The sequence below is a fragment of the Pseudomonas sp. KB-10 genome (genome assembly GCF_018221585.1).
Classification (GTDB): domain Bacteria; phylum Pseudomonadota; class Gammaproteobacteria; order Pseudomonadales; family Pseudomonadaceae; genus Aquipseudomonas; species Aquipseudomonas yangonensis.
In genome coordinates, this window is sequence record NZ_QYYB01000002.1 from 331,859 (window position 1) to 354,879 (window position 23,021).

19 protein-coding genes are annotated in these 23,021 nt (G+C 62.7%); 9 read left to right on the plus strand and 10 right to left on the minus strand.

Annotated features, from left to right (window positions below; all coding sequences use genetic code 11):
* Positions 1–93: 93 nt before the first annotated feature.
* The 4 genes from DXK50_RS06505 (at position 94) to DXK50_RS06520 (ending at position 6,752) form a co-directional block, all read left to right on the plus strand.
* A complete protein-coding gene (locus DXK50_RS06505; RefSeq protein WP_212629736.1) occupies positions 94–1,257 on the plus strand; it encodes an EAL domain-containing protein in 1,164 nt (387 codons plus the stop codon).
* A 72-nt stretch (positions 1,258–1,329) separates the two neighbouring features.
* Positions 1,330–2,661 (plus strand): deoxyguanosinetriphosphate triphosphohydrolase, encoded by a 1,332-nt coding sequence (locus tag DXK50_RS06510; protein WP_161867663.1) that lies wholly within the window; start codon positions 1,330–1,332, stop codon positions 2,659–2,661.
* A 6-nt stretch (positions 2,662–2,667) separates the two neighbouring features.
* Entirely contained in the window at positions 2,668–3,732 is a 1,065-nt protein-coding gene (locus tag DXK50_RS06515) for an FUSC family protein (RefSeq protein WP_161867662.1), read from the plus strand.
* 68 nt (positions 3,733–3,800) lie between these two features.
* Entirely contained in the window at positions 3,801–6,752 is a 2,952-nt protein-coding gene (locus DXK50_RS06520; protein WP_212629737.1) for an HD domain-containing phosphohydrolase, read from the plus strand.
* 135 nt (positions 6,753–6,887) lie between these two features.
* Here the strand turns inward: DXK50_RS06520 and DXK50_RS06525 are convergent, their stop codons facing one another.
* A complete protein-coding gene (locus DXK50_RS06525) occupies positions 6,888–7,229 on the minus strand; it encodes a YggL family protein (protein ID WP_024308874.1) in 342 nt (113 codons plus the stop codon).
* A gap of 245 nt (positions 7,230–7,474) precedes the next feature.
* Between DXK50_RS06525 and dacB the strand changes: the two genes are divergently transcribed.
* Positions 7,475–8,911: a D-alanyl-D-alanine carboxypeptidase/D-alanyl-D-alanine endopeptidase gene (dacB, locus tag DXK50_RS06530; RefSeq protein ID WP_161867660.1), complete on the plus strand. Its 1,437-nt coding sequence runs from the start codon at positions 7,475–7,477 to the stop codon at positions 8,909–8,911.
* A gap of 78 nt (positions 8,912–8,989) precedes the next feature.
* On the opposite strand, the gene rlmKL is transcribed toward dacB, so the two are convergent.
* On the minus strand, positions 8,990–11,170 hold the full coding sequence (gene rlmKL, locus DXK50_RS06535; protein WP_212629738.1) for a bifunctional 23S rRNA (guanine(2069)-N(7))-methyltransferase RlmK/23S rRNA (guanine(2445)-N(2))-methyltransferase RlmL: 2,181 nt from the start codon (positions 11,168–11,170) through the stop codon (positions 8,990–8,992).
* A gap of 414 nt (positions 11,171–11,584) precedes the next feature.
* On the opposite strand from rlmKL, the gene rmf reads away from it, so the two are divergent.
* Positions 11,585–11,800 (plus strand): ribosome modulation factor, encoded by a 216-nt coding sequence (rmf, locus tag DXK50_RS06540; protein WP_003244273.1) that lies wholly within the window; start codon positions 11,585–11,587, stop codon positions 11,798–11,800.
* Between the two features lie 93 nt (positions 11,801–11,893).
* On the opposite strand, the gene DXK50_RS06545 is transcribed toward rmf, so the two are convergent.
* Positions 11,894–12,916 carry a quinone-dependent dihydroorotate dehydrogenase gene (locus tag DXK50_RS06545; protein ID WP_212629739.1) on the minus strand — a complete coding sequence of 341 codons (1,023 nt, stop codon included), beginning with the start codon at positions 12,914–12,916 and terminating at the stop codon, positions 11,894–11,896.
* 86 nt (positions 12,917–13,002) lie between these two features.
* Positions 13,003–13,224 carry a DUF2835 domain-containing protein gene (locus DXK50_RS06550; RefSeq protein ID WP_161867657.1) on the minus strand — a complete coding sequence of 74 codons (222 nt, stop codon included), beginning with the start codon at positions 13,222–13,224 and terminating at the stop codon, positions 13,003–13,005.
* 144 nt (positions 13,225–13,368) lie between these two features.
* Here DXK50_RS06550 and DXK50_RS06555 point away from each other — a divergent pair, with 144 nt between their 5' ends.
* Positions 13,369–14,259: a DUF6685 family protein gene (locus DXK50_RS06555; RefSeq protein WP_212629740.1), complete on the plus strand. Its 891-nt coding sequence runs from the start codon at positions 13,369–13,371 to the stop codon at positions 14,257–14,259.
* Between the two features lie 4 nt (positions 14,260–14,263).
* Here the strand turns inward: DXK50_RS06555 and recX are convergent, their stop codons facing one another.
* From recX to DXK50_RS06570, 3 genes are all read right to left on the minus strand, one after another.
* Positions 14,264–14,725: a recombination regulator RecX gene (gene recX, locus DXK50_RS06560; protein ID WP_212629741.1), complete on the minus strand. Its 462-nt coding sequence runs from the start codon at positions 14,723–14,725 to the stop codon at positions 14,264–14,266.
* A gap of 11 nt (positions 14,726–14,736) precedes the next feature.
* Entirely contained in the window at positions 14,737–15,780 is a 1,044-nt protein-coding gene (gene recA, locus DXK50_RS06565; RefSeq protein WP_024308881.1) for a recombinase RecA, read from the minus strand.
* A gap of 86 nt (positions 15,781–15,866) precedes the next feature.
* Positions 15,867–16,367, minus strand: a complete 501-nt coding sequence (locus DXK50_RS06570; protein ID WP_212629742.1) for a CinA family protein — start codon at positions 16,365–16,367, stop codon at positions 15,867–15,869.
* A 181-nt stretch (positions 16,368–16,548) separates the two neighbouring features.
* Between DXK50_RS06570 and mutS the strand changes: the two genes are divergently transcribed.
* Together mutS and fdxA are read left to right on the plus strand one after the other, a co-directional pair.
* On the plus strand, positions 16,549–19,116 hold the full coding sequence (mutS, locus tag DXK50_RS06575; protein WP_212629743.1) for a DNA mismatch repair protein MutS: 2,568 nt from the start codon (positions 16,549–16,551) through the stop codon (positions 19,114–19,116).
* A 140-nt stretch (positions 19,117–19,256) separates the two neighbouring features.
* Positions 19,257–19,580, plus strand: coding sequence for a ferredoxin FdxA (gene fdxA, locus DXK50_RS06580; RefSeq protein WP_003244255.1), 324 nt, complete (start codon positions 19,257–19,259; stop codon positions 19,578–19,580).
* Between the two features lie 448 nt (positions 19,581–20,028).
* On the opposite strand, the gene rpoS is transcribed toward fdxA, so the two are convergent.
* The 3 genes from rpoS to DXK50_RS06595 form a co-directional block, all read right to left on the minus strand.
* On the minus strand, positions 20,029–21,036 hold the full coding sequence (rpoS, locus tag DXK50_RS06585) for an RNA polymerase sigma factor RpoS (protein ID WP_161867652.1): 1,008 nt from the start codon (positions 21,034–21,036) through the stop codon (positions 20,029–20,031).
* A gap of 101 nt (positions 21,037–21,137) precedes the next feature.
* Positions 21,138–22,019, minus strand: coding sequence for a peptidoglycan DD-metalloendopeptidase family protein (locus DXK50_RS06590; RefSeq protein ID WP_212629744.1), 882 nt, complete (start codon positions 22,017–22,019; stop codon positions 21,138–21,140).
* A 48-nt stretch (positions 22,020–22,067) separates the two neighbouring features.
* Complete coding sequence (locus tag DXK50_RS06595) at positions 22,068–23,006, minus strand: polyprenyl-phosphate transporter (RefSeq protein ID WP_212629745.1); 939 nt, start codon at positions 23,004–23,006, stop codon at positions 22,068–22,070.
* Positions 23,007–23,021: the final 15 nt, after the last annotated feature.

Consider the following 23,021-nt stretch of genomic DNA (forward strand, 5'->3'; position numbering starts at 1 on the left):
ATGCGGCCACCCTTGCGAGGAGTGGCCGTAATCTTGCTTGGTCGAGCAGTCTGCCGCTTCACGCGGCCAACTGCTCGCAGCTAAGGACATTCAGTGCTCGACGGACAGCCATTCGCCGTCTTCCAACCCTTCATCGACACGGCCACTGGCCGCATAGCTGGCGTCGAAGCGTTGGCCCGGCTGCGCGATGGCAGTGGACGGGAACACTCAGCCGGCCATCTCTTCGCCGATCCGAAAACGCCCACCGCAGCCCTGCGCCGCCTGGACCGCCAGGTCCGCGAAGATGCGCTGCAGCGCTTTGGCGAAGCCCCCGGCGACTGGTTTCTCAGCCTGAACATTTCGCCGCGCTGGATCAGCCTGTTGCGCCCTGCCCAACCCCTTCCCAGCCTGATTCAACTGCAGCGCAGCCGTATCGACCCCGCGCGCATCGTCTTCGAAATAACCGAACTGGGCGGCGCCCGCCAGCGCCTGTCCGATGTGGTCGCACGCTACCGCGAAGCCGGCGCGCGAATCGCGATCGACGACTTCGGTGCCGGCTACTCGCAGCTCGACCGCGTGCTGGCGCTGCAGCCGGACATCCTCAAGCTGGACATGCGCCTGTTTCAGGAAGCTGCGCGTGGGGGCCCCAGCGGCGAAGTGGTCAAGGCCCTGGCGCAGATGGCGGAGAAGACCGGCTGCTGGATCATCGCCGAGGGGGTGGAAACCGAAGCCGAGCTGAACTTCGCCCTCGAGTGCGGCGCGCGCTACGTGCAGGGTTTTCTCTTCGCCAGGCCCGAGCGGGAGCTGTTCGCCAGCGACGCCTTCGTCGGCCGCTTCGCCCGCCTGCGCGACTATTATGTGAAACAGAAACTCGCTGAGCGCGCACGCCTGGTCAACCTGCGCCAGCAGTTGAGCGAACTGATGGCCGAACTGCGGCCCTGGGCTGAGAGCGGCGCCCCTACTAGCGGCCTGCGCGCGCCGGACAGTTATCCTTGGCTGCTGCGCACCTATCAGTGCGATCGCCACGGCACTCAGCTGACGCCGAATCTGGAGTGGCGCCAACAGGCCTGGCACGCCGATGACCGCTACCTGGGCCACAACTGGTCATGGCGCCCCTACTTCTATCAACTGCTGGCCGAAGGCTGGGAAGAGCGGCGCCTGACGCTCTCCACCACCTATCGTGACGCCACCACCAACCAGTACTGCCTGACAGCGGGTCAGTTCATCGATAACGGTCACCGGCTGCTCCTGGTAGACATCGACGCCGCCGGTCTGTAGCCAACACGGGGTTGCAGGCAGCGGCACGAACAACCAAGCTAGGGGTCTGGATCAACCTGGCGAGGATAGGCCTTGGATTGGCACACCCTGCTCACCCGCGAACGTCTCGGCAAACCCGCTCCCAGCTCGGCAGAGCTCGGACGCAGTCCCTTTCATAAGGATCATGACCGCATCATCTTCTCCGGCGCCTTCCGCCGCCTGGGGCGCAAGACGCAGGTGCATCCGGTTTCCAGCAACGACCATATCCATACCCGCCTTACCCACTCGCTGGAGGTCAGCTGCGTAGGCCGCTCCCTGGCCATGCGCGTCGGCGAGATGCTGCGTGACGAACTGCCGGACTGGTGCACACCCAGCGATCTGGGCATGGTCGTACAGTCCGCCTGCCTGGCCCATGACATCGGCAATCCGCCGTTCGGCCATTCCGGCGAGGACGCCATTCGCCACTGGTTCCAGCAGGCCGCCGGGCGCGGCTGGCTGGATGCGATGAGCGATGCCGAACGCGCCGACTTTCTTAATTTCGAAGGCAACGCCCAGGGCTTTCGCGTCCTCACTCAACTCGAATACCACCAGTTCGACGGCGGCACGCGCCTGACCTACGCCACCCTCGGCACCTATCTCAAGTACCCCTGGACGGCCCGTCATGCCGACGCCCAGGGCTACAAGAAACACAAGTTCGGCTGCTACCAGAGCGAACTGCCGCTGCTCGAGCAAATCGCCGCCAAGCTCGAGCTGCCGCAACTGGAGCCCCAGCGCTGGGCGCGCCATCCGCTGGTCTACCTGATGGAGGCGGCGGATGACATCTGCTACGGCCTGATCGACCTGGAAGACGGCGTGGAGATGGAGCTGCTCGACTACACCGAAGTCGAGACGCTGCTGCTCGACCTGGTCGGCGACGATCTGCCGGAGACCTATCGCCAGCTAGGCCCCAAGGACTCGCGCCGGCGCAAACTGGCGATCCTGCGCGGCAAGGCCATCGAGCACCTGACCAATGCTGCGGCCGGTGCCTTCGTCGAGCAGCAGCAGGCACTGCTTGGCGGCGACCTGCAGGGCGATCTGGTGGAACACATGCACGGCGCGGCCAAGCGCTGCGTGCAGAGCGCGAAGTCTCTGGCGCGGGAGAAGATCTTCCACGACAAGCGCAAGACGCTGCATGAGATCGGCGCCTACACCACGCTGGAAATCCTCCTCAATGCCTTCTGCGGCGCGGCGCTGGAACAGCACAGTGGGCGCACGCTGTCCTTCAAGCACCGGCGCATTCTCGATCTGCTCAGCTACTACGCGCCGGAGCCGGGCTGGCCACTGTACCGCTCGTTCATGCGCGTGATCGATTTCATCGCCGGCATGACCGACAGCTACGCTACGGAAATGGCGAGGGAAATGACCGGCCGCTCGAGCCCGGTCTGACGACACATGAAGAACCTGATTCGCAACAGTTTCACCTGGCATGCAGGCCCGCCGGCTTGGGGCCCGGCGGTGGTCGCCGGGCTGGGTTGTGCCTTGCCGCTGCTGCTCGGTCTGTTCACTGCCCATAGTGGTTTCCTCTGGGCCTCGGCCGGCGCCTTCCAGGCCGCGCAGGCCAATCCACTGCACCGCTTCGGCATGTTGCGCATGCTGCTGCTCACCGGTCTCGGTGCCTGCAGCGCCGGCCTGGGGTTCTGGGCCGGAAGTCACCCGCTGGTCAGCCTGGGTATTTTTGCCGCCTTCGGCCTGCTGCTGGCCTGGCTGCAGCGTTTCGGAAGCGAGGCCGGCAAGCTGGGCATCGGCCTGTGCATCTGCCTGTGCCTCGGCCAGGGACAATTCGGCATTGGCAATCTGCACAACCCCTACGCAGTGGCCATGCTTTTCATCCTCGGCGGGCTGTGGGTGATGTTGCTCGCCTTCGGCCTGCGCGGCCTGCATGGCCTGCGTATGTGGCCGTACATGCCGCGCTTTCTCGCCATTCTCAAGGTGCTCAAGCGTCACGCGCAGCGCCTGCCACGCCAGCAATGGCGCCTGCATGCGCTGGCCTGCATGCTGGCCTTCGCCGCCTCCGGTCTGATCGTCAACCTGGCTGGTCTGTCGCGTGGTTACTGGCTGACGCTGACCGTGATCAGCACATTGCAGCTGGAGTTCCGCGGCAGCCTGGTACGGGCGCTGCAAGCCAGCCTTGCCAGTCTCGCCGCCGCCGGCCTGCTGATCCTCTTCGGTCATAGCTTGCAAAGTCCGCCGATGATGGTGATGACCCTGCTGGTGCTGGTCATCCTCAGCCGCGCGCTGCAGGCCAATCACTACGGCCTGTTCGTACTGCAGACCAGCCTGTGCTTCGTGCTTCTGGCCGAAAGCCTGTCACAGGACTGGCACCTGGCCGAGGTACGCCTGCTCAACGCGCTAATCGGTGTCGCCCTGACCCTGACGGTGGCGCTGCTGGTACATGGCCTGCGCCTGCAGCTGAGAAAGCCAGACAAAACCGAGGACGGTTCGCAGCAGCCCTTATAACGTTCCGGCAGATTCGCCCACTCTTCACTATGCTGTGCAAGCACGCAGCGCCCAAGGAGTGAAGTGCGATGCTAAAGCCCGCCGTAGCGCGTGAACGCCGTTTCCCCCTGCACGTCCATATCAGTGTCCTGTTCACACTTCTGTTGCTGTTCACCGGTGTCGTGCTGGGTTTGTTCAACTACAAGCAGACCAGCCGGCTGATCTTCTCCAGCAGTTCGACCCTCTTCGAGCGCATCCAGCACGACGTAGAGCGCGACCTGGACAGCACCTACCGGCCCATCCGCCACCTGCTCAGCCTGCTGGCGCTGCATCCGGCTACCCAGGCCGACACACTCGATGAACGCCTGAAAATGCTGCCGCTGTTCGCCCAGGCACTGCGCGACAATCCCAAGCTGGCCTCGATCTACCTCGGCTACGAAGATGGTGATTTCTTCATGGTCAGACCGCTGCGCAGCGAAATGCTCAAGCAGCGCTTCAACGCACCGGACAAGGCCGCCTATCAAGTCTGGGCCATCGACCGCAGTAGCACGGGAACCGAGAGCGACTACCTGTTCTATGACGGCTCGCTGAACCCGCTGACCCGCCGCCAGAATCTCAGCGAGCCCTACGATCCAAGACGGCGCGAGTGGTTCAAGCGCGCCCGCGACGATGGCGGGCAAATCACCACAGCGCCCTATCTGTTTTTCTCCACTCAGGAAATCGGCACCACCCTGGCCAGACGCAGCGGCCTGACCACCGTACTCGGCGCCGACCTCACCCTCGACGACCTTTCGGCTACGCTGGCGACTCACCGCGTCACGCCCAACAGCCAGGTGGTGCTTGCCGACGGCGACGGTAACGCGGTGGCCTATCCCGAGAGCAACCGTCTGCTCAAGGAGGTCGACGGCAAGGTGTCGCTGGTCAAGGTCAGCGAGCTCAACCCGGCGTTAGGTGAGCTGCTGTCCGGGAAACTCAACGAACAGGACGAGGGCATCATCGAACTGGCCAGGCAGCGCTGGGCCATGGCCCACCGGCACATTCAGGAAGGCGGCCCACAAGGGCTTCACCTGGCGCTGCTGGTGCCCGAGCAGGAGTTGTTGGCCGAGGCCTATCGCATCCGCTGGCAGGGCGCCCTGATCACCCTGACCACGCTGCTGCTGTGCCTGCCGCTGGGCTGGCTGACCTCGCGCCTGGTGGTCAAACCCCTGCGCAGCCTGGTGCAGGAAGCGCAGGCGATCCGTCGCTTCAACTTCAGTTACCCGGCCAGCGGCCGCTCGCCGATTCTCGAAGTCGACCAGTTGGCGGTGTCGATGGGGAGCATGAAGGACACCCTGTCGAGCTTCCTCGATATCGCTGCCAGCCTTTCCGCGGAAACCCATTTCGACGCGCTGATCAAACGGGTGATGGACGCCACCGTATCGATCAGCGATGCCCAGGGCGGGCTGCTCTATCTGCTCGACAACGACAGCGGCCGGCTGGAGCCCCAGGGACTGGTGATCGACGGTCAGAGCCGCAGCCTCGCCGAACTCGACCTTCACGCCCTGACCCACGACGACCCAAGCCTGCCCACCTGGCTGCAACGCCCGGCCAGCGGCGGCGAGAGCATCGCCACCTCCATCGGCTTCGATCAGGCAGGCAAGTTTCAAGGGTTGCTATCGGCGATGGACAGTCCGCGCCTGCATCTGATCGCCACCGGCCTGCACAACCGTCAGGGCGACACCGTGGGTGTGTTGGTGCTGCTGCAACGTGATAACGGCGAGGACAGTGAAAGCATGCTCAGCCCGGACCGCGTGGCCTTCGTCGAAGCGGTCTCGGGCAGCGCAGCTCTGTGCATCGAAAGTCAGCGCCTGCTGGCCAGACAAAAGCAGTTGCTCGATGCCTTCATCCAGCTGATCGCCGGCGCCATCGACGCCAAGAGCCCCTATACAGGCGGCCACTGTCAGCGAGTGCCGGAGCTCACATTGATGCTGGCGCGAGCCGCCGCCGAGAGTGAGGCTCCGGAGTTTATTGACTACGCCCCCAGCGACGAGGAATGGGAGGCGCTGCATATCGCCGCCTGGCTGCACGATTGCGGCAAGGTCACCACTCCCGAATACGTGGTGGACAAGGCGACCAAGCTGGAAACCCTGTATGACCGCATTCACGAGGTGCGCATGCGCTTCGAGGTGCTCAAGCGCGATGCCTGGATCGCCTACTGGCGTGGCCGCGCCGAAGGCGGCGACGAAGCAGCACTGGCCGCACAACGCGATCAGTTGCTGAGCGATCTGGATGAAGAATTTGCCTTCATCGCGCGCATCAACCAGGGTGGCGAGGCCATGGCCGAGGCCGACCAGGCGCGCCTCGAGCAGATAGCCGAACGCCGCTGGCTGCGTACTCTGGATAACCGGCTGGGAGTGTCCTGGGAGGAAGCCAAACGCCTGGAGCGTTCTGCGCCCGCCGGCCTGCCGGTGGAAGAGGCGCTGCTGGCTGATCGTCTCGATCACCTGATCGAGCGACCGGCTCAGGAGCTGATCGCGACGGACAACCGCTGGGGCTTCAAACTGGACGTGCCGCAACACAAATTCAACAGGGGCGAACTGCACAACCTGAGCATCACGCGCGGCACGCTGACCACCGAGGAGCGCTACATCATCAACCACCACATCGTGCAGACCATCCTGATGCTCGACCGCCTGCCCTTCCCCAAACACCTGCAGAGCGTCACCGAAATCGCCGGCGGGCACCACGAGAAAATGGACGGCACGGGTTACCCCAAGCGCCTGACACGCGAGCAGATGAGCCTGCCGGCAAGAATGATGGCGATCGCCGATATCTTCGAAGCTCTGACAGCGGTGGACCGCCCCTACAAGAAGGGCAAGACGCTGTCGGAAGCGCTGAACATCATGGTCGGCATGTGCAAGGGCGCGCACATCGACCCACAGCTGTTCGCCCTTTTCATCCGCAGCGGCATACATCGGCGTTATGCCGAGCGCTTCATGCAGCCCGAGCAGATCGACGAGGTGGACGAGCAGGCAATACTGGAAAAGGCGGGAGTTCTGTAGGAGCAACTGCGCTCGATAGGCCTTACAACGCCTCGGTTCGCGAGCAGAGCTCGCTCCTACAACCTGGTAGTCGCCTGAGTTGGCCGAAAGCCTGTCCAGGCAAGCGGCGCCGGAGAACCCGGCGCCGAATAGCTATCAGGCCTGGTTGATCGGATTTTCCGGATACCAGACGTCAAGCAGCGGGCTGATCTCGTAGTTCTGCAGCTCGTCACGGCCCTTCAGCCAGGCTTCGACGGCGGCGCGCTGCTCCTCGTTGACCGAGCCACGCTTGGCCAGGCAGACCAGACCGTAGTCCTCACCACCTACGTAGTCCAGGCCATTACCGGCGATGGCCTGATCGAGGAACTGATCGACGAAAGCGTCGAGGGTCTGGTCGCTCAGGTCGGCCTTGAAGTTCAGGGTCAGCTCGAAGCCCAGCTCCTGGAATTCATCGACACAGAGCTTCTTGCGCAGACGGCGGGAACGGTTGGTCGCCATGAAACAATCCTCAAAGGTGATAACGCGCGGCACTCTAGCAGTTTCGCCGGCCGAGCGCCCGTTTTGTGTCCTGGCCGGCCCTCACGGATGTTGAACGCCAGCTGTTTGCGACGCCTGTTTTTAAGCGGACGGGGCCGACTGAGGATCGGCTCTTGCGGCATAATGCGGGCAACTTTTTCCCGAGCCAGACGGTCGTTTGTCTGTCTACCTCGTTACTCCCGCCTGATTGCGGAAGGTCCCTGTCGATGATTCAGCGGTTTCGCCAACTGGCGCTGAGCGCCGTGCTTTTCCCCCTCGCCCTCTCCTGTCATGCGGCCAGCGCCGCACTACCTGCCAAGGTGGAGCAGGCGCTGAAGGCCAACAAGATCGCCAACAGCTCGCTGTCCGTGATGACCGTACCGCTAGGCGGGCAGACCGGCGGCCTGCAGTTCAACGCCGATGTCTCGGTCAACCCGGCCTCGACCATGAAGCTGGTGACCACCTACGCGGCACTCGAACTGCTGGGCCCGAACCATCAGTGGAAGACCGAGTTCTATGCTGACGGCCCTCTGAAGGACGGTGTGCTGCACGGCAACCTCTACCTCAAGGGTGGTGGCGACCCGAAACTCAACATGGAAAAACTCTGGCTGCTGCTGCGCGACCTGCGCATCAATGGCGTGCGCCAGGTCCAGGGCGACCTGGTGCTGGATCGCAGTTTCTTCGTCGCCCCGCAATTGCCGGCTTTCAACGACGACGGTGGCGACGCCAACAAGCCCTTCCTGGTCAAGCCCGACTCGCTGCTGGTCAACCTCAAGGCGCAACGGTTCATCACCCGTGCCGAAGACGGCAAGGTGAGCATCGCCATGGACCCTCCCATCGCCTCGGTGCGTATCGACAATCAGGTACGCCTGCTCAAGGCCGCCAAGTGCCCATCCTGGCCGGACATTCGTTACAACGCAGTGGAAGAGTTCGACGGCACCACCCTGATCGTCAGCGGCCAGCTCGCCGAAGGCTGCAGCGCGCAAACCTACCTGTCGCTGCTGGACCACCCCAGCTATGCAGCGGGCGCGGTACGCGGCATCTGGCAGGAGCTCGGTGGCAAGATTCTCGGCAAGGACCGCCAGGGCAGCGTTCCGGAAAAAGCCCGCATGCTGGTACGCGCCTTCTCGCCCGACGTGGTGGAGATCGTCCGTGACATCAACAAGTACAGCAACAACACCATGGCCCGGCAGTTGTTCCTCAGCATAGGTGCGCAGTTCCGCACCGAAGCCGATCAGGACGACGCCATGGCCGCACAGCGGGTGATCCGCAGCTGGCTGGCACGCAAGGGCATCACCGCGCCGCAGCTGGTAATGGAGAATGGCTCAGGGCTGTCGCGCGCCGAACGCATCAGCGCGCGGGAGATGGCGCTGATTCTCCAGGCTGCCTGGCGCAGCCCGTATGCCGCCGAATTCCGCAGCTCGATGCCGCTGGTGGCGATGGACGGCACCATGCGTCGACGTCTGCAGCGCACACCGCTGGTGGGCGAGGCGCACATCAAGACCGGCACGCTGAACAACGTACGCGCCATCGCCGGCTACAGCCGCGACAGCAATGGCCAGGACTGGGCGGTGGTGGCCATCCTCAACGACCCCAAACCCTGGGGAGCCACCTCGATTCTCGATCAGGTGCTGCTGTACACCTATAACCAGCCCAAGCGCTAAATAATCGTAGCCCGGATGCAATCCGGGGGCGCTTCTGGATCCAAGCCCCCGATTGCCTCCAGACCGCAGGCCGACAACCTACCGCGCAGTGAAACGCCAGGCGCGGTGGATCTTCGGATTGCGCGCGAAGTCCGGATCCAGGGTCTGCGCGCTGATCTCCTCGACCTGATAACGCGCTACCAGAGTCTCGTCTAGCTGGAACTTGCGGAAGTTGTTGGAGAAGTACAGCACCCCGCCGCGGGCCAGGCGCGCCATGGCCAGGTCGAGCAGCTCGACGTGGTCACGCTGCACATCGAACACACCTTCCATACGCTTGGAGTTGGAGAAGGTCGGCGGGTCGATGAAGATCAGGTCGTACTCGCCGCGATCCTCACCCAGCCAGGCCATCACATCGCCCTGCTCCAGGCGATGCTTGTCGGAAAAACCGTTGAGCGAGAGATTGCGCCGCGCCCAGTCCAGGTAGGTTTTCGACAGATCGACGCTGGTGGTGCTGCGCGCCCCACCCTTGGCCGCATGCACGGTGGCCGTGGCGGTGTAGCAGAACAGGTTGAGGAAACGCTTGCCGGCCGCCTCACGCTGGATGCGCAGGCGCAGCGGACGGTGATCGAGGAACAGGCCGGTATCCAGGTAGTCGGTGAGATTGACCAGCAGTTTGACGCCGCCTTCGCTCACCTCCATGAACTGGCCCTGGGCAGCCTGACGCTGGTACTGCTTGGTGCCGGTCTGGCGCTCGCGGCGTTTGATCGCCACCCGGCTCTGCACCACACCCAGCGCCTGCGGGATCGCGGCCAGGGCATCGAGCAGACGCGCCTGCGCCTTGTCCGGGTCGATCGAACGCGGCGCGGCATATTCCTGCACGTGCACCCAGTCAAGATACAGATCGACCGCCAGGGCGTATTCCGGCATGTCGGCATCGTACAGCCGGTAGCACTCGACACCTTCGCGGCGCGCCCACTTGCCCAGTTGCTTGAGGTTCTTCTGCAGGCGGTTGGCGAACATCTGGCCGCCTTCGGACAAACGCGCCTGCTGTGGTGCTTCGCTCACCGGTTGTTGATCGTCCTCGCGCGCACGCCGCCCGCCGGTGACGAACTGCTCGGTCTGTACCTTGATCAGCAGCAGCTTGCACGCCAGCGCACCGTTCCAGAACGAATACTGCTTGTGGCTGCGCAAGCCCATGCGCTTGCCCAGCTCCGGCGCCCCGGTGAACACCGCCGCTTCCCAGCCCAGGCAGGCCTGACGCAGACGCTCGCCGAGGTTCTGATAGAGGTACAGCAAGCTGGCTTCGTCGCCCAGGCGCTCGCCATAGGGCGGGTTGCTGATCACCAGGCCCTTCTGATTCTGGTCCGGCCGCGGCTCGAAACTGCCCAGCTCCCCCTGATAGATCTTCACCCAGTCGGAGAGACCGGCACGCTCTACGTTGTTACGCCCAGGCTGGATCAGGCGCGGGTCGGCTTCATAACCGCGAATCCACAGCGGCGACTTGGCCAGGCCGGCTGCGGCCCGTTGTTCGGCCTCGGCATGCAGCTTCTTCCAGATGGCCGGCACATGGCCGAGCCAGTTGGAAAAGCCCCAGCGTTCGCGCTTGAGGTTGGGCGCGATGTCGGCGGCCATCAGCGCAGCTTCGATCAGGAAGGTGCCGACACCGCACATGGGGTCGGCCAGCGCGCCGCCCTCGGCCGCGATACGCGGCCAGCCGGCGCGAATCAGCACCGCGGCAGCCAGGTTTTCCTTCAACGGCGCGGCGCCCTGCTGCAGACGGTAGCCGCGCTGGTGCAGGCTGTGCCCTGAAAGGTCCAGAGAGAGCACCGCCTCACCTCGATCCAGGCGCAGATGCACGCGCAAATCGGGGTTGAGCTTGTCGATGCTCGGACGCTCGCCGCCGGCGGTGCGCAGCCGGTCGACGATCGCATCCTTGACCTTGAGCGCGCCGAAGTGGGTGTTATCGATGCCCGAGCCATTGCCGCTGAACTCCACTGCCAGGCTGCCAGCCGGCTCCAGGTGATCACGCCAATCCAGCGCCTTGACGCCTTCGTACAGCTCATCGGCGTTGTTCATGGAAAAGCGCGACAGCACCAGCAGCACGCGATTGGCCAGCCGCGACCACAGGCACAGCCGGTAGGCCACCTCAATCTCGGCATGCCCACGGACGGCGGCGGTCTGCTCGCGCGCCTCCTCCAGGCCCAGCGCCTTCGCTTCTTCCAGCAACAGGCCTTCTAGCCCTTTGGGACAGGTCAGCACGATTTCGTAACGATCAGACATGGATATTCAACTGCCTATGGCGTCAGGGGGTGCGCAGGCGCACCTCGACTCAAAATAAGTGACAAAAGGTCACAGTGCGACCCTTCGTCGGAATAAGTAAGAGCTCTCATTTGCACTCGCAAAATTAAGCATCGATGCGCATAGCCAGCTGTGGCGGCGCTTGGCTGAAAGAGGCTGGACATATGCCCAGCTTCCTTATGGCGTCACCCGCATTTAGGTTACGCCCTTATGACAAATCGATCATTCACAGCCATCGGTGCATTCGTTAGAACACTACCTAAGGCTTTCGCTGCAACGGCGAAGGCACAGAAGGTTCGCCACGCCGGCAGCGGACTTTCGTAGGCAGAAAGATTTCTGCCCGGCCTTGCTACAAGGCCAACGGGACATAACAGTCAACAGTGAGGGCAACACCCTATGAGAAGACTTAAGCGTGATCCGTTAGAAAGAGCTTTTTTGCGCGGCTATCAATACGGCATCAATGGTAAATCCCGCGAACTCTGCCCCTTTACCCTACCTTCGGTTCGTCAGGCCTGGCTCAATGGCTGGCGTGAGGGCCGTGGCGACAATTGGGATGGGCTGACCGGCACCGCCGGTATTCATCGACTCAACGAACTTCACGCTGTCGGCTGATCAGGATCACACCCGACTTCACCATGCCGACCCCCTCCGGGCGGCGGGCGCAAGCCCAAGGGCTCCTTCGGGAGCCCTATTTATTTACGCAGCTTATTTACGCAACGCAGCAATCGCATCCACAGCCTCGCGAATCAGCGCCGGCCCCTTGTAGATGAACCCCGAATAGATCTGCACCAGACTCGCCCCTGCAGCGATTTTCTCCGCTGCGTGCTTGCCCTCGGTAATACCACCGACTGCGATGATCGGCAGACGGCCCGACAACTCGCCAGCCAGTACCTTGACGATATGCGTGCTCTTGTCTCGCACCGGCGCCCCCGAAAGCCCGCCGGCCTCGTCGCCATGAGCCAGCCCCTCGACGCCTGCGCGGCTGAGGGTGGTGTTGGTGGCGATCACCGCGTCCATATCGGCACCCAGCAGGGCCGATGCGACCAGCGCTGTTTCTTCGTCGCTCATGTCCGGCGCGATCTTGATCGCCAGCGGTACGCGCCTGCCGTGTTCCTGGGTCAGGTCTTCCTGACGGCGACGCAACGCCTCGAGCAGCTCCTTGAGCGAATCACCGAACTGCAGGCTGCGCAGCCCCGGCGTGTTGGGCGAACTGACGTTGACCGTGACGTAGCTGGCATGGGCGTAGACCTTGTCCAGACAGGTCAGGTAATCATCCACCGCACGTTCGACCGGCGTATCGAAATTCTTGCCGATATTGATGCCCAGCACCCCCTTGAACTTCGCGGCCCTGGCCCGCGCCAGCAGATGATCGACACCGTGATTGTTGAACCCCATACGATTGATCACCGCCTCGGCCTCGGGCAGGCGGAACAGGCGCGGCTTGGGATTGCCCGGCTGCGGCCGCGGGGTCACGGTACCGATCTCGACGAAGCCAAAGCCGAGCTGGGCGAAGCCATCGATGGCATCGCCATTCTTGTCGAGCCCCGCCGCCAGACCAACCGGGTTGGCGAACTGCAAGCCCATCACATTGACCGGCAGGCTGGTCGGCGCCTTGGTCAGCAGGCCATTGAGACCCAGCCGGCCACCGGCACCAATCAGATCGATGGACAGTTCATGAGAGGTTTCCGGGGACAGTTTGAACAGCAGCTCGCGGGCCAGGGAGTACATGGGCAGGCTCAGCTCGACAGATAAGGGTTGGCAAGCCGCTGATTATAGCCGTGCAGGCATCATCGGCGCGAGGCAAGCGCGCCAGATCAGTCCAAAGGGCGTAAGCTCAGCAACTCGCCGGTGTTGCTGAACTCCAGGACGAAGGAACCATAGATGCCGGCGTGAGTCAGATACGGCCGCAAATGGTGAGCCGGCAAACTGACGCGGCGCCCGTCACGGCTTTGCGCCATAATCCGGTTGGCATTGCCACGGTAGATGGCCTGCAATCGTTCGGCCGATAACGCAATATCCAGCACCAAGCTGGGCATGGAGGCACCCTCGCAAATGAATGCGGCTATTTTGCCACAGACCTGCACAGCTGCTGGCGCTCATGTTTCGCGCTACGCTTTATGGGCAACAGTTGTCCACGTCTGCCACATTGCAGTAGACGCTTCAGGAGCGATCTGCCGGCCATGAGCCTGTCCGAATCTTCAACCCTTAGCAGCCGCCTGGCCGCTCTTGCTCAGCGCATGGGCCTGCTCGGCCGTGGCTCACGGCAGATTTTTGCCAGAGCGAGCGCCCTGCGCCTGCCCTTCAAGCCGCTACCCGCTGCGGTCGATAGCATCTGCTGGCACGACGGCCCGCAACTGCAACTGCTGGTCAACCTGCCGCGCGGCGCACTCTCCGGCCCGGTACAGGAAGACAAGGCCCAGGCCCATGCAGCCCTCACGCAGGTCGTCGAAGCGCAAACACAGCAACTGCAGGCCTTCGACCTGCGCATGATCGATGGTTTCGCCTGCTCTACTCCTGCTCCAGGCTACGCATGCTTCGAGGACTATGCCGCAAGCGAGCACTGCAAGCGGGTTCGCATCATCAGTTACAAGGATTTCGTCAAAACCATCAGCCTGGCATTGCCGCGCTTTCTCACAGGCGAACCGGTCGAACTGCGCCAGGCCAGTTGGCGAGGCTCGCGCACCTTCTGGTCAGGAGAAACGCAGGGTGAAGCCTTCGCCGGCGCGATCGCCTACGCCCGCAGACGCGGACTGGACGTGCAACTGCCAGCCAATCTGGTGCGCTATCGATTGAACGAAGCAGGCCTGGATGACCTGCAGAGTCGCTATCATGTGCTGGCCATGCCGGAAGCGGCCTGGAGCGACCCAAGCTTCATGGGACTGCTGCTGGACAACGCGATTCCATACGCGAGGCTGTCACTGCTGAAGAAAGCCGGCACACCGGAATTTCTCATGCTTCCCAAGGAGCACCAGGACGCCACAGCGTTGGGCGAAGGCTTGCGCCTGGCTGGCGCTCCCGATGTGCCGGAGCATCTACGCCAGCTGACCGCGCAACCGGAAGTTGCCGAATGACGAGCTAGTCGTCGCAACCGCGCAACAAACGCCCGATCATCTCCATCGAATACCCCCGGTAAACCAGAAACCTGCCCTGCTGGGCACGCTCGCGAGCATCACCAGGAAGCCGACCGGAAAACTTGCGCTGCCAGGTTTCACGCAATTGCTCGAACCAGTCGATGCCACTTTCGCGTAGCGCCTGATCGATATCGCTGCGCGCCAACCCACGCTGCCCCAGCTCGTCACGGATGCGCTGCGGACCATAGCCGGCACGCGCCCGATAGGCGATAAAGCTTTCCAGGTAGCGGGCCTCCGACAACAAGCCTTCTTCTGCCAAGCGCTGCAGAGTAGCTTCGATCATCTCTTCCGGGGCACCGCGCTTGCGCAGTTTGCGCGTCAGTTCGACGCGCCCATGCTCACGTCGCGCCAGCAGATCCATGGCCGCTCGCCTGACGGCGAGCGGGTTATCCAGTACGACGGTCATGCGTTAGCGACTTAGAAGTCGACTTCTGCGTCAGCCAGATCGTCAGCGGAAGCCTTGGCCGGAGCACTGCTGACCAGCAGTTTCTGGCGAATCTGACCTTCGATCTCGCGGGCCACTTCCTGATTGTCTTCCAGGTACTTGGCGGCGTTGGCCTTGCCCTGGCCGATCTTGTTGCCCTGATAGCTGTACCAGGCGCCCGATTTCTCGATCAGGCCCTGCTGCACGCCCAGGTCGATGATCTCGCCGTTACGGTAGATACCCTTGCCATACAGAATCTGGAATTCGGCCTGACGGAACGGTGGGGCAACCTTGTTCTTGACGATCTTCACGCGGGTTTCGCTGCCCACCACCTCTTCGCCTTCCTTCACCGCGCCGGTACGGCGGATGTCCAGACGAACCGAGGAGTAGAACTTCAGCGCGTTACCGCCGGTGGTGGTTTCCGGGCTACCGAACATCACGCCGATCTTCATACGAATCTGGTTGATGAAGATCACCAGGCAGTTGGCGTTCTTGATGTTGCCGGTGATCTTGCGCAGCGCCTGGCTCATCAGTCGGGCCTGGAGGCCGACGTGCATGTCACCCATTTCGCCTTCGATTTCCGCCTTGGGCACCAGTGCCGCCACGGAGTCGACGATGATCACGTCGATGGCATTGGAGCGCACCAGCATGTCGGTGATTTCCAGTGCCTGCTCGCCGGTATCCGGCTGCGAAACCAGCAGATCATCGACGTTGACGCCGAGCTTGCCGGCATAATCCGGATCCAGCGCGTGCTCGGCGTCGACGAAGGCACAGGTGGCACCCAGTTTCTGCGCTTCGGCGATGACCGAGAGAGTCAGGGTCGTCTTACCGGAGGACTCGGGGCCGTAGATCTCGACGATACGGCCTTTCGGCAAACCGCCAATACCCAGCGCGATATCCAGACCCAGCGAGCCGGTGGAAATGGCCGGAATCGCCTGACGCTCATGATCGCCCATGCGCATGACGGCGCCCTTGCCGAACTGCTTCTCGATCTGACCCAGGGCAGCCGCCAACGCGCGCTTCTTGTTCTCGTCCATTACATCCTCACGTATTCACAAGGGCCTCAGCGGCCGCCAACAACTGTATAAGTAGCCAGTATTATTCCACAGGGCAAGTCGCCCGCCTACCCCATCGCAGGATTTTCCTCTGCCAACAGGCGCAGAAGCCCCGCCAGAGCGGCCTCGACCGTTTGTCGGCGCACCTCGTCGCGGTTTCCGGAAAACAGCCTGCGCACGCTGTAAAGCCGCTCGCCATCGCCCCAGGCCAGCCAGACGGTACCGACCGGCTTTTCCGGCGAACCGCCATCCGGGCCCGCCACACCGCTGACGGCAACGGCATAACGCGCGCCACTGTGACCCTGAGCGCCGCGCACCATGGCCTCGACCACCTCCTGACTGACCGCCCCGACGCTGGCGAACAGGTCGGCGCAGACATCCAGCTGCCGGGTTTTCTGGGCGTTGGAGTAGGTCACGTATCCCGCCTCGAACCAGACCGAGCTACCCGGTATGCGGGTAATCGCCTCGGCGATACCGCCGCCGGTGCAGGATTCTGCCGTGCTGACCTGTGCCCCCTGTGCTTTCAACGCCTTGCCAAGTTGCTCGGCCAGCTGACTGATTCTGTCCATCTTCGCCTCCTTATCGAATCACCCCACCCTACACATCTTGCGTGAGCAGGGGAAAGGGTCATGACCACCAACCGGCGTAACACGGCAGCGACCGATAGCGTCAGCGTTTCGGGGTCCACGGCAAAGGCGAAGTATGGGAAGATTCCCCGTTTAGTCACACCCACCGCATGTAAGGCCCGGCATGACCGATCTCTCCGCACACACACCGATGATGCAGCAATACTGGAAGCTGAAGAACCAGCACCCGGACCAGTTGATGTTCTATCGCATGGGTGACTTCTACGAGATTTTCTACGAAGACGCGAAGAAGGCAGCCAAGCTGCTGGACATCACTCTGACCGCCCGCGGTCAGTCGGCCGGCCAGTCGATCCCCATGTGCGGCATTCCCTTCCATTCGGTGGAAGGTTACCTGGCCAAGCTGGTCAAGCTTGGCGAGTCGGTGGTGATCTGCGAGCAGATCGGCGACCCGGCTACCAGCAAGGGCCCGGTGGAGCGCCAGGTGGTGCGCATCATCACCCCCGGTACCATCAGCGACGAGGCGCTGCTCGACGAGCACCGCGACAACTTGCTGGCAGCGGTACTGGGCGATGAGCGCCTGTTCGGCCTGGCCGTACTGGACATCACCAGCGGCCGCTTCAGCGTGCAGGAGATCAAGGGCTGGGAGAACCTGCTGGCAGAACTGGAGCGCCTGAACCCCGCCGAACTGCTGATCCCCGATGACTGGCCGCAGGGCTTGCCGGCGGAAAAGCGCAAGGGCTCGCGCCGCCGCGCGCCCTGGGACTTCGACCGCGACAGCGCTTTCAAGAGCCTGTGCCAGCAGTTCGGCACCCAGGATCTGAAAGGCTTCGGCTGCGAAAACCTGACCCTGGCCATCGGCGCCGCCGGCTGCCTGCTGAGCTATGCCAAGGAAACCCAGCGCACCGCCCTGCCCCACCTGCGCAGCCTGCGTCACGAGCGCCTGGACGACACGGTGATCCTCGACGGCGCCAGCCGCCGCAACCTGGAGCTGGACATCAACCTATCCGGCGGTCGCGACAACACCTTGCAATCGGTCATGGACCGCTGCCAGACCGCCATGGCCAGCCGCCTGCTGGGCCGCTGGCTGAACCGCCCGTTGCGCGACCGCACGGTGCTGGAAGCACGCCAGAACGCCATCGCCTGCCTCCTCGACGGCTATCGCTTCGAGATGCTGCAACCGCAGCTCAAGGAAATCGGCGACCTGGAGCGCATTCTCGCCCGTATCGGCCTGCGCAACGCCCGCCCGCGCGACCTGGCCCGCCTGCGTGATGCCCTGGCCGCGCTGCCGGAACTGCAGCAGGCGATGGTTACGCTGGACACGCCGCACCTGCAGCAGCTGGCCAGCACCATCGCCACCTATCCGGAGCTGGCCGAGCTGCTGGCCCGCGCCATCATCGACAACCCGCCGGCGGTGATCCGCGACGGCGGCGTGCTGAAGACAGGCTATGACGCCGAGCTGGACGAGCTGCAGGCGATGAGCGAGAACGCCGGCCAGTTCCTCATGGATCTGGAGGCACGCGAGAAGGCCCGCACCGGCCTGGCCAATCTCAAGGTGGGCTACAACCGTGTGCACGGTTATTTCATCGAGCTGCCGACCAAGCAGGCCGAATCGGCGCCGGCCGATTACATCCGCAGGCAGACGCTCAAGGGCGCCGAGCGTTTCATCACCCCGGAGCTCAAGGAATTCGAAGACAAGGCGCTATCGGCCAAGAGCCGCGCCCTGGCGCGGGAAAAGATGCTCTATGACGAACTGCTCGAACGCCTGATCGGCCACCTCGCGCCGCTGCAGGACAGCGCCGCGGCCCTCGCCGAACTGGACGTACTGAGCAACCTGGCCGAGCGCGCGTTGAATCTGGATCTGAACCGCCCGCGCTTCGTCGACGAGCCGTGCATGCGCATCGACCAGGGTCGTCACCCGGTGGTCGAGCAGGTGCTGACCACCCCCTTCGTGGCCAACGACCTGGACCTGGACGACAACCGCCGCATGCTCATCATCACCGGGCCGAACATGGGCGGTAAGTCCACCTACATGCGCCAGACCGCCCTGATCGTGCTGCTGGCCCATATCGGCAGCTTCGTCCCGGCAGCGGCCTGCGAGCTGTCGCTGGTCGATCGCATCTTTACCCGTATTGGCTCGAGCGATGATCTGGCTGGCGGCCGCTCCACCTTCATGGTGGAGATGAGCGAAACCGCCAACATCCTGCACAACGCCAGCGAACGCAGCCTGGTGCTGATGGACGAAGTTGGCCGTGGTACCAGTACCTTCGATGGCCTGTCGCTGGCCTGGTCGGCGGCCGAGCACCTGGCGCGCCTGCGTGCCTTCACCCTGTTCGCCACCCACTACTTCGAACTGACGGTATTGCCGGAAAGTGAGCCAGTGGTGGCCAACGTTCACCTCTCGGCCACCGAACACAACGAACGCATCGTTTTCCTCCATCATGTGCAGCCCGGACCGGCGAGCCAGAGCTACGGCTTGGCGGTGGCGCAACTGGCCGGCGTGCCAGGCAGCGTGATCAGCCGCGCGCGCGAGCACCTGGCGCGCCTGGAAGCCACCAGCCTGCCGCACGACCTGCCGCGCCAGGAGCCCGGCCAGCCGCAGGTGCCGATGCAAAGTGATCTGTTCGCCAGCGTGCCGCACCCATTGCTGGAGCAATTGGGCAAGATCAATCCGGATGATCTGACACCACGCAAGGCACTGGAACTGTTATATACATGGAAGACGCAGATCTAACGCTCTATAGAACAAACTGCTAGAATCGCGCGCAATTTTTACGACCGCCCGGTTTACAGCCTGAGCCGCGGCCACAGACAGAGCGCCTGACAGCCCTTCGCAGAAAGAGCCCAGGCCGCCGCCCGAGGAGAGAATCAGACATGACCTTCGTCGTTACCGACAACTGCGTCAAATGCAAATACACCGACTGCGTGGAAGTCTGCCCGGTTGACTGCTTCTATGAAGGCCCGAATTTCCTGGTGATTCACCCGGACGAGTGCATCGACTGCGCCCTGTGCGAACCCGAGTGCCCGGCTCAGGCGATCTTCTCCGAGGACGAAGTGCCTGAGGACATGCAGGAATATATCGAGCTGAACGCCGATCTGGCCGAAGTCTGGCCGAACATTACCGAGAAGAAGGACTCGCTGCCGGACGCCGAGGAATGGGATGGCGTGAAGGACAAGCTGCAGTATCTGGAGCGCTGAGTTCGCCTGGAAACACAAAGACCCGCCAAGTGCGGGTCTTTTGTTTTCTACGCAAACGCCTTTGGCGATCAGGGTTGAACAGAACAAGCAGGCAAAAAAAAGGGGCGGCTTGCGCCGCCCTCTTTTATTCCCTAGTCCCTTTGTTTCCCAACTCATCATCCTGATGGATCGCGTCTTGCGATGTTCCTGATCATCATCCTGATGATCTGTGCTTGTCCCTGAGCACAGGTGTGATGTTAGCCGTTCCAGGCTCGCGCACAAGCCGGCATAACGCCCAGCCAGAATGTTCAGTAAAAATAAAAAAGCTTAAAAAACAAAGGCTTAATAACTCTCTTCCATTGCATCCCAGCCAAATCAGCACAAAGGCTGACACCACTTGTAAGCGATGACTTACATGGCCTCGCACGAAAAACCCGGCCGAAGCCGGGTTCTTGGTCGAAGCTGAGGTTCACTGGAACAAGGCGTCACTGGACAGGCCGTTCTTCTCCAGAATTTCGCGCAGACGCTTGAGCGCTTCGACCTGAATCTGCCGCACACGCTCGCGCGTCAGACCGATCTCCTGCCCTACTTCCTCCAGCGTACAGCTCTCATGCCCGCGCAGACCGAAACGGCGCACAACGACCTCGCGCTGCTTTTCGGTCAAGTCGGACAGCCACTGATCTATGCTCTGCGACAGGTCATCGTCCTGCAGCAACTCGCAGGGATCGGTCGGACGATCATCGGTCAGGGTGTCCAGCAGCGTCTTGTCCGAATCCGGACCGAGCGAGACGTCCACCGAGGACACACGCTCGTTGAGGCCAAGCATGCGCTTGACCTCACCCACCGGTTTTTCCAGCAGGTTGGCAATTTCTTCCGCGGAAGGCTCATGGTCGAGCTTCTGGGTCAGCTCACGCGCCGCACGCAGGTAGACGTTGAGCTCCTTGACCACATGAATCGGCAGGCGGATGGTTCGCGTCTGATTCATGATTGCGCGTTCGATGGTCTGGCGAATCCACCAGGTCGCATAAGTCGAGAACCGGAACCCCCGCTCCGGATCGAACTTCTCTACGGCGCGAATCAGGCCCAGGTTACCCTCCTCAATCAGGTCGAGCAGAGAAAGACCGCGGTTGACGTAACGCCGGGCAATCTTGACGACCAGACGCAGATTACTCTCGATCATGCGCTTGCGCCCGGCAGGATCGCCCTTCTGCGCCAAGCGCGCGAAGTGCACTTCCTCTTCGGGAGTGAGCAAGGGAGAGAAGCCGATTTCGTTGAGATAAAGCTGAGTGGCGTCCAGCGCCCGGGTGTAGTCGATGTACTTGTGCTGCCTGGAAGGTGCGGCGCTCTTGGCCTTGGTACGCGTGACCGGTGCTTCCACGTCATCGCCCTGAACCTCGCCGAACACGATGCCCGGCTCCATCAGGAGCAGTTCATCGTCGACGTCAAACTCCGGCGCTTCTTTTTTGATGAGAGCCATTGTTGTTGTCCTTAGCTGAGTTCGACAACAGACTCTGGCGGAACCGTCCTGGCCACACCTGAGCCCGTCCCTCCTACGTGATGGAACGGGTCAGCGACGGGTCAACGACGTGGCAGATATTGCAGCGGATCGACAGGTTTACCTTGGCGGCGAATCTCGAAGTGCAGCTTCACCCGGTCGGCCCCTGTAGACCCCATTTCGGCAATGCTTTGCCCGGCTTTGACCTGCTGCCCCTCCCGTACCAACAACCTGCGGTTATGACCGTAAGCACTTACGTAGGTGTCGCTGTGCTTGATGATGATCAACTCGCCGTAGCCCCGCAAACCACTCCCGGCGTACACCACTGACCCATCAGACGCAGCTAAAACAGGCTGTCCTAATTCCCCAGCGATATCAATTCCTTTATTCAAACTACCGTTTGAGGAAAAACGACTGATTACCGCCCCCTGTGTAGGCCAGGACCAACCGCTGGCAGAGCGGCTTACCGGGGTTACAGGCGTGGTCGCGGGTGTATTGGCTACAGGTGGCCGGGCTGGCTGAGTGGCAGGCGGCGCCGTCACTGCGGCTGGCGGGCGGGTCTGCGCCGGCTGAGTAACCGCAGGGGAAGCGGTCACAGGCGGCGCCGAGGCAACGGCAGGCCGACTGCTGCCCACCGGGCGATTGTCGAAACGGATCGTCTGGCCAACGCGGATGATGTAGGGGTCACGCAGACCGTTGTGCGCGGCCAGCGCCTTCCAGTCCCAGCCGAAACGAAATGCAATGGAGTACAGGGTATCGCCGCGCTGCACCACATAATGGCCGTTGCGCACGGGCTGACGTTGCACCACCGGAGCGCGCCCCTGGTTCTGTCCGCGATCGACCACTTGCACGCCACCTGGGGGCGAACTGACGCAACCGGCCAACGCCGAGGCGGCAAGCATGGCGAGCGGCAGACGAAAGACTGCGACTGCGCGGACCAGCACGTGAAGGACGGTGCAACTCACCCAACTGCTCCCTGAATGATTCCGAGTACGGCGCCTATTGTGGCGCAATTATTCCGTACGGCCATTATCGATTGGCCGACGGCGTGCCAGCCACTCCAGGCTCAGCACCAAAACGATACCGCCTATTGCCAGCGCCACGGCGAACAAGAGCTGTGGATCCTGGCCGCTGACGCCGGCGAACTGCCCCGGCAGCAGATTGTTCTGCAACAGCGGCACCTGCTCGCCCTTGCTGTCGACACGCCAGGTCAGCGTTTCCTTCCAGGGCCAGACCTTGTTCAGCGAGCCGAGCATCAGCCCGCTGAGAAACGCCAGACTGAAATCGCGCCAGCGCGACAGCAGCCAGCTGAGCAAACGCGCGAAACTGAGCAGGCCCACCACACAACCACTGGCGAAAACCGCCAGCACCGGCAGGTTGAGGTCTTTCACCGCGCCCAGCACGACCGAATAGAGGCCGAGCAGCAGCAGAATGAAACTGCCCGATATACCTGGCAGGATCATTGCGCAGATGGCGATGGCGCCAGCCAGGAACAGGGTCGGCAGGTCACTGCCCCACTGCATGGGCGCCGCGACGGTGATCCAGTAGGCGAAAGCCAGACCGAGCACGAAGCTCACCGCCCGACTCCAGTTCCACCGCCCGATTTCGCGTCCCACCAGATAAGTGGACACCAGAATCAGGCCGAAGAAGAACGACCAAACCGGAATCGAATGATGGTGCAGTAAATAGGTGATGACGCGGGCGAGCGTGAGGATACTGGTGACAATGCCGCTGAACAGCACCAGGAGAAAGGTCGCGTTGGCCATCTGCCAGGCGTCCTTGATGCGGCCTCGCAGCAGCAACAGCAATGCTTCGGGAATACCGGCGATGGAGCGCAGCAGCTGGTCATAAATGCCGCTGATGAAGGCGATGGTGCCGCCGGAAACGCCGGGCACGACATCGGCAGCGCCCATGGCCATGCCCTTGGCGTAGAGCAGGAAATATTTCTTCATGGATCCTTCCAGAGC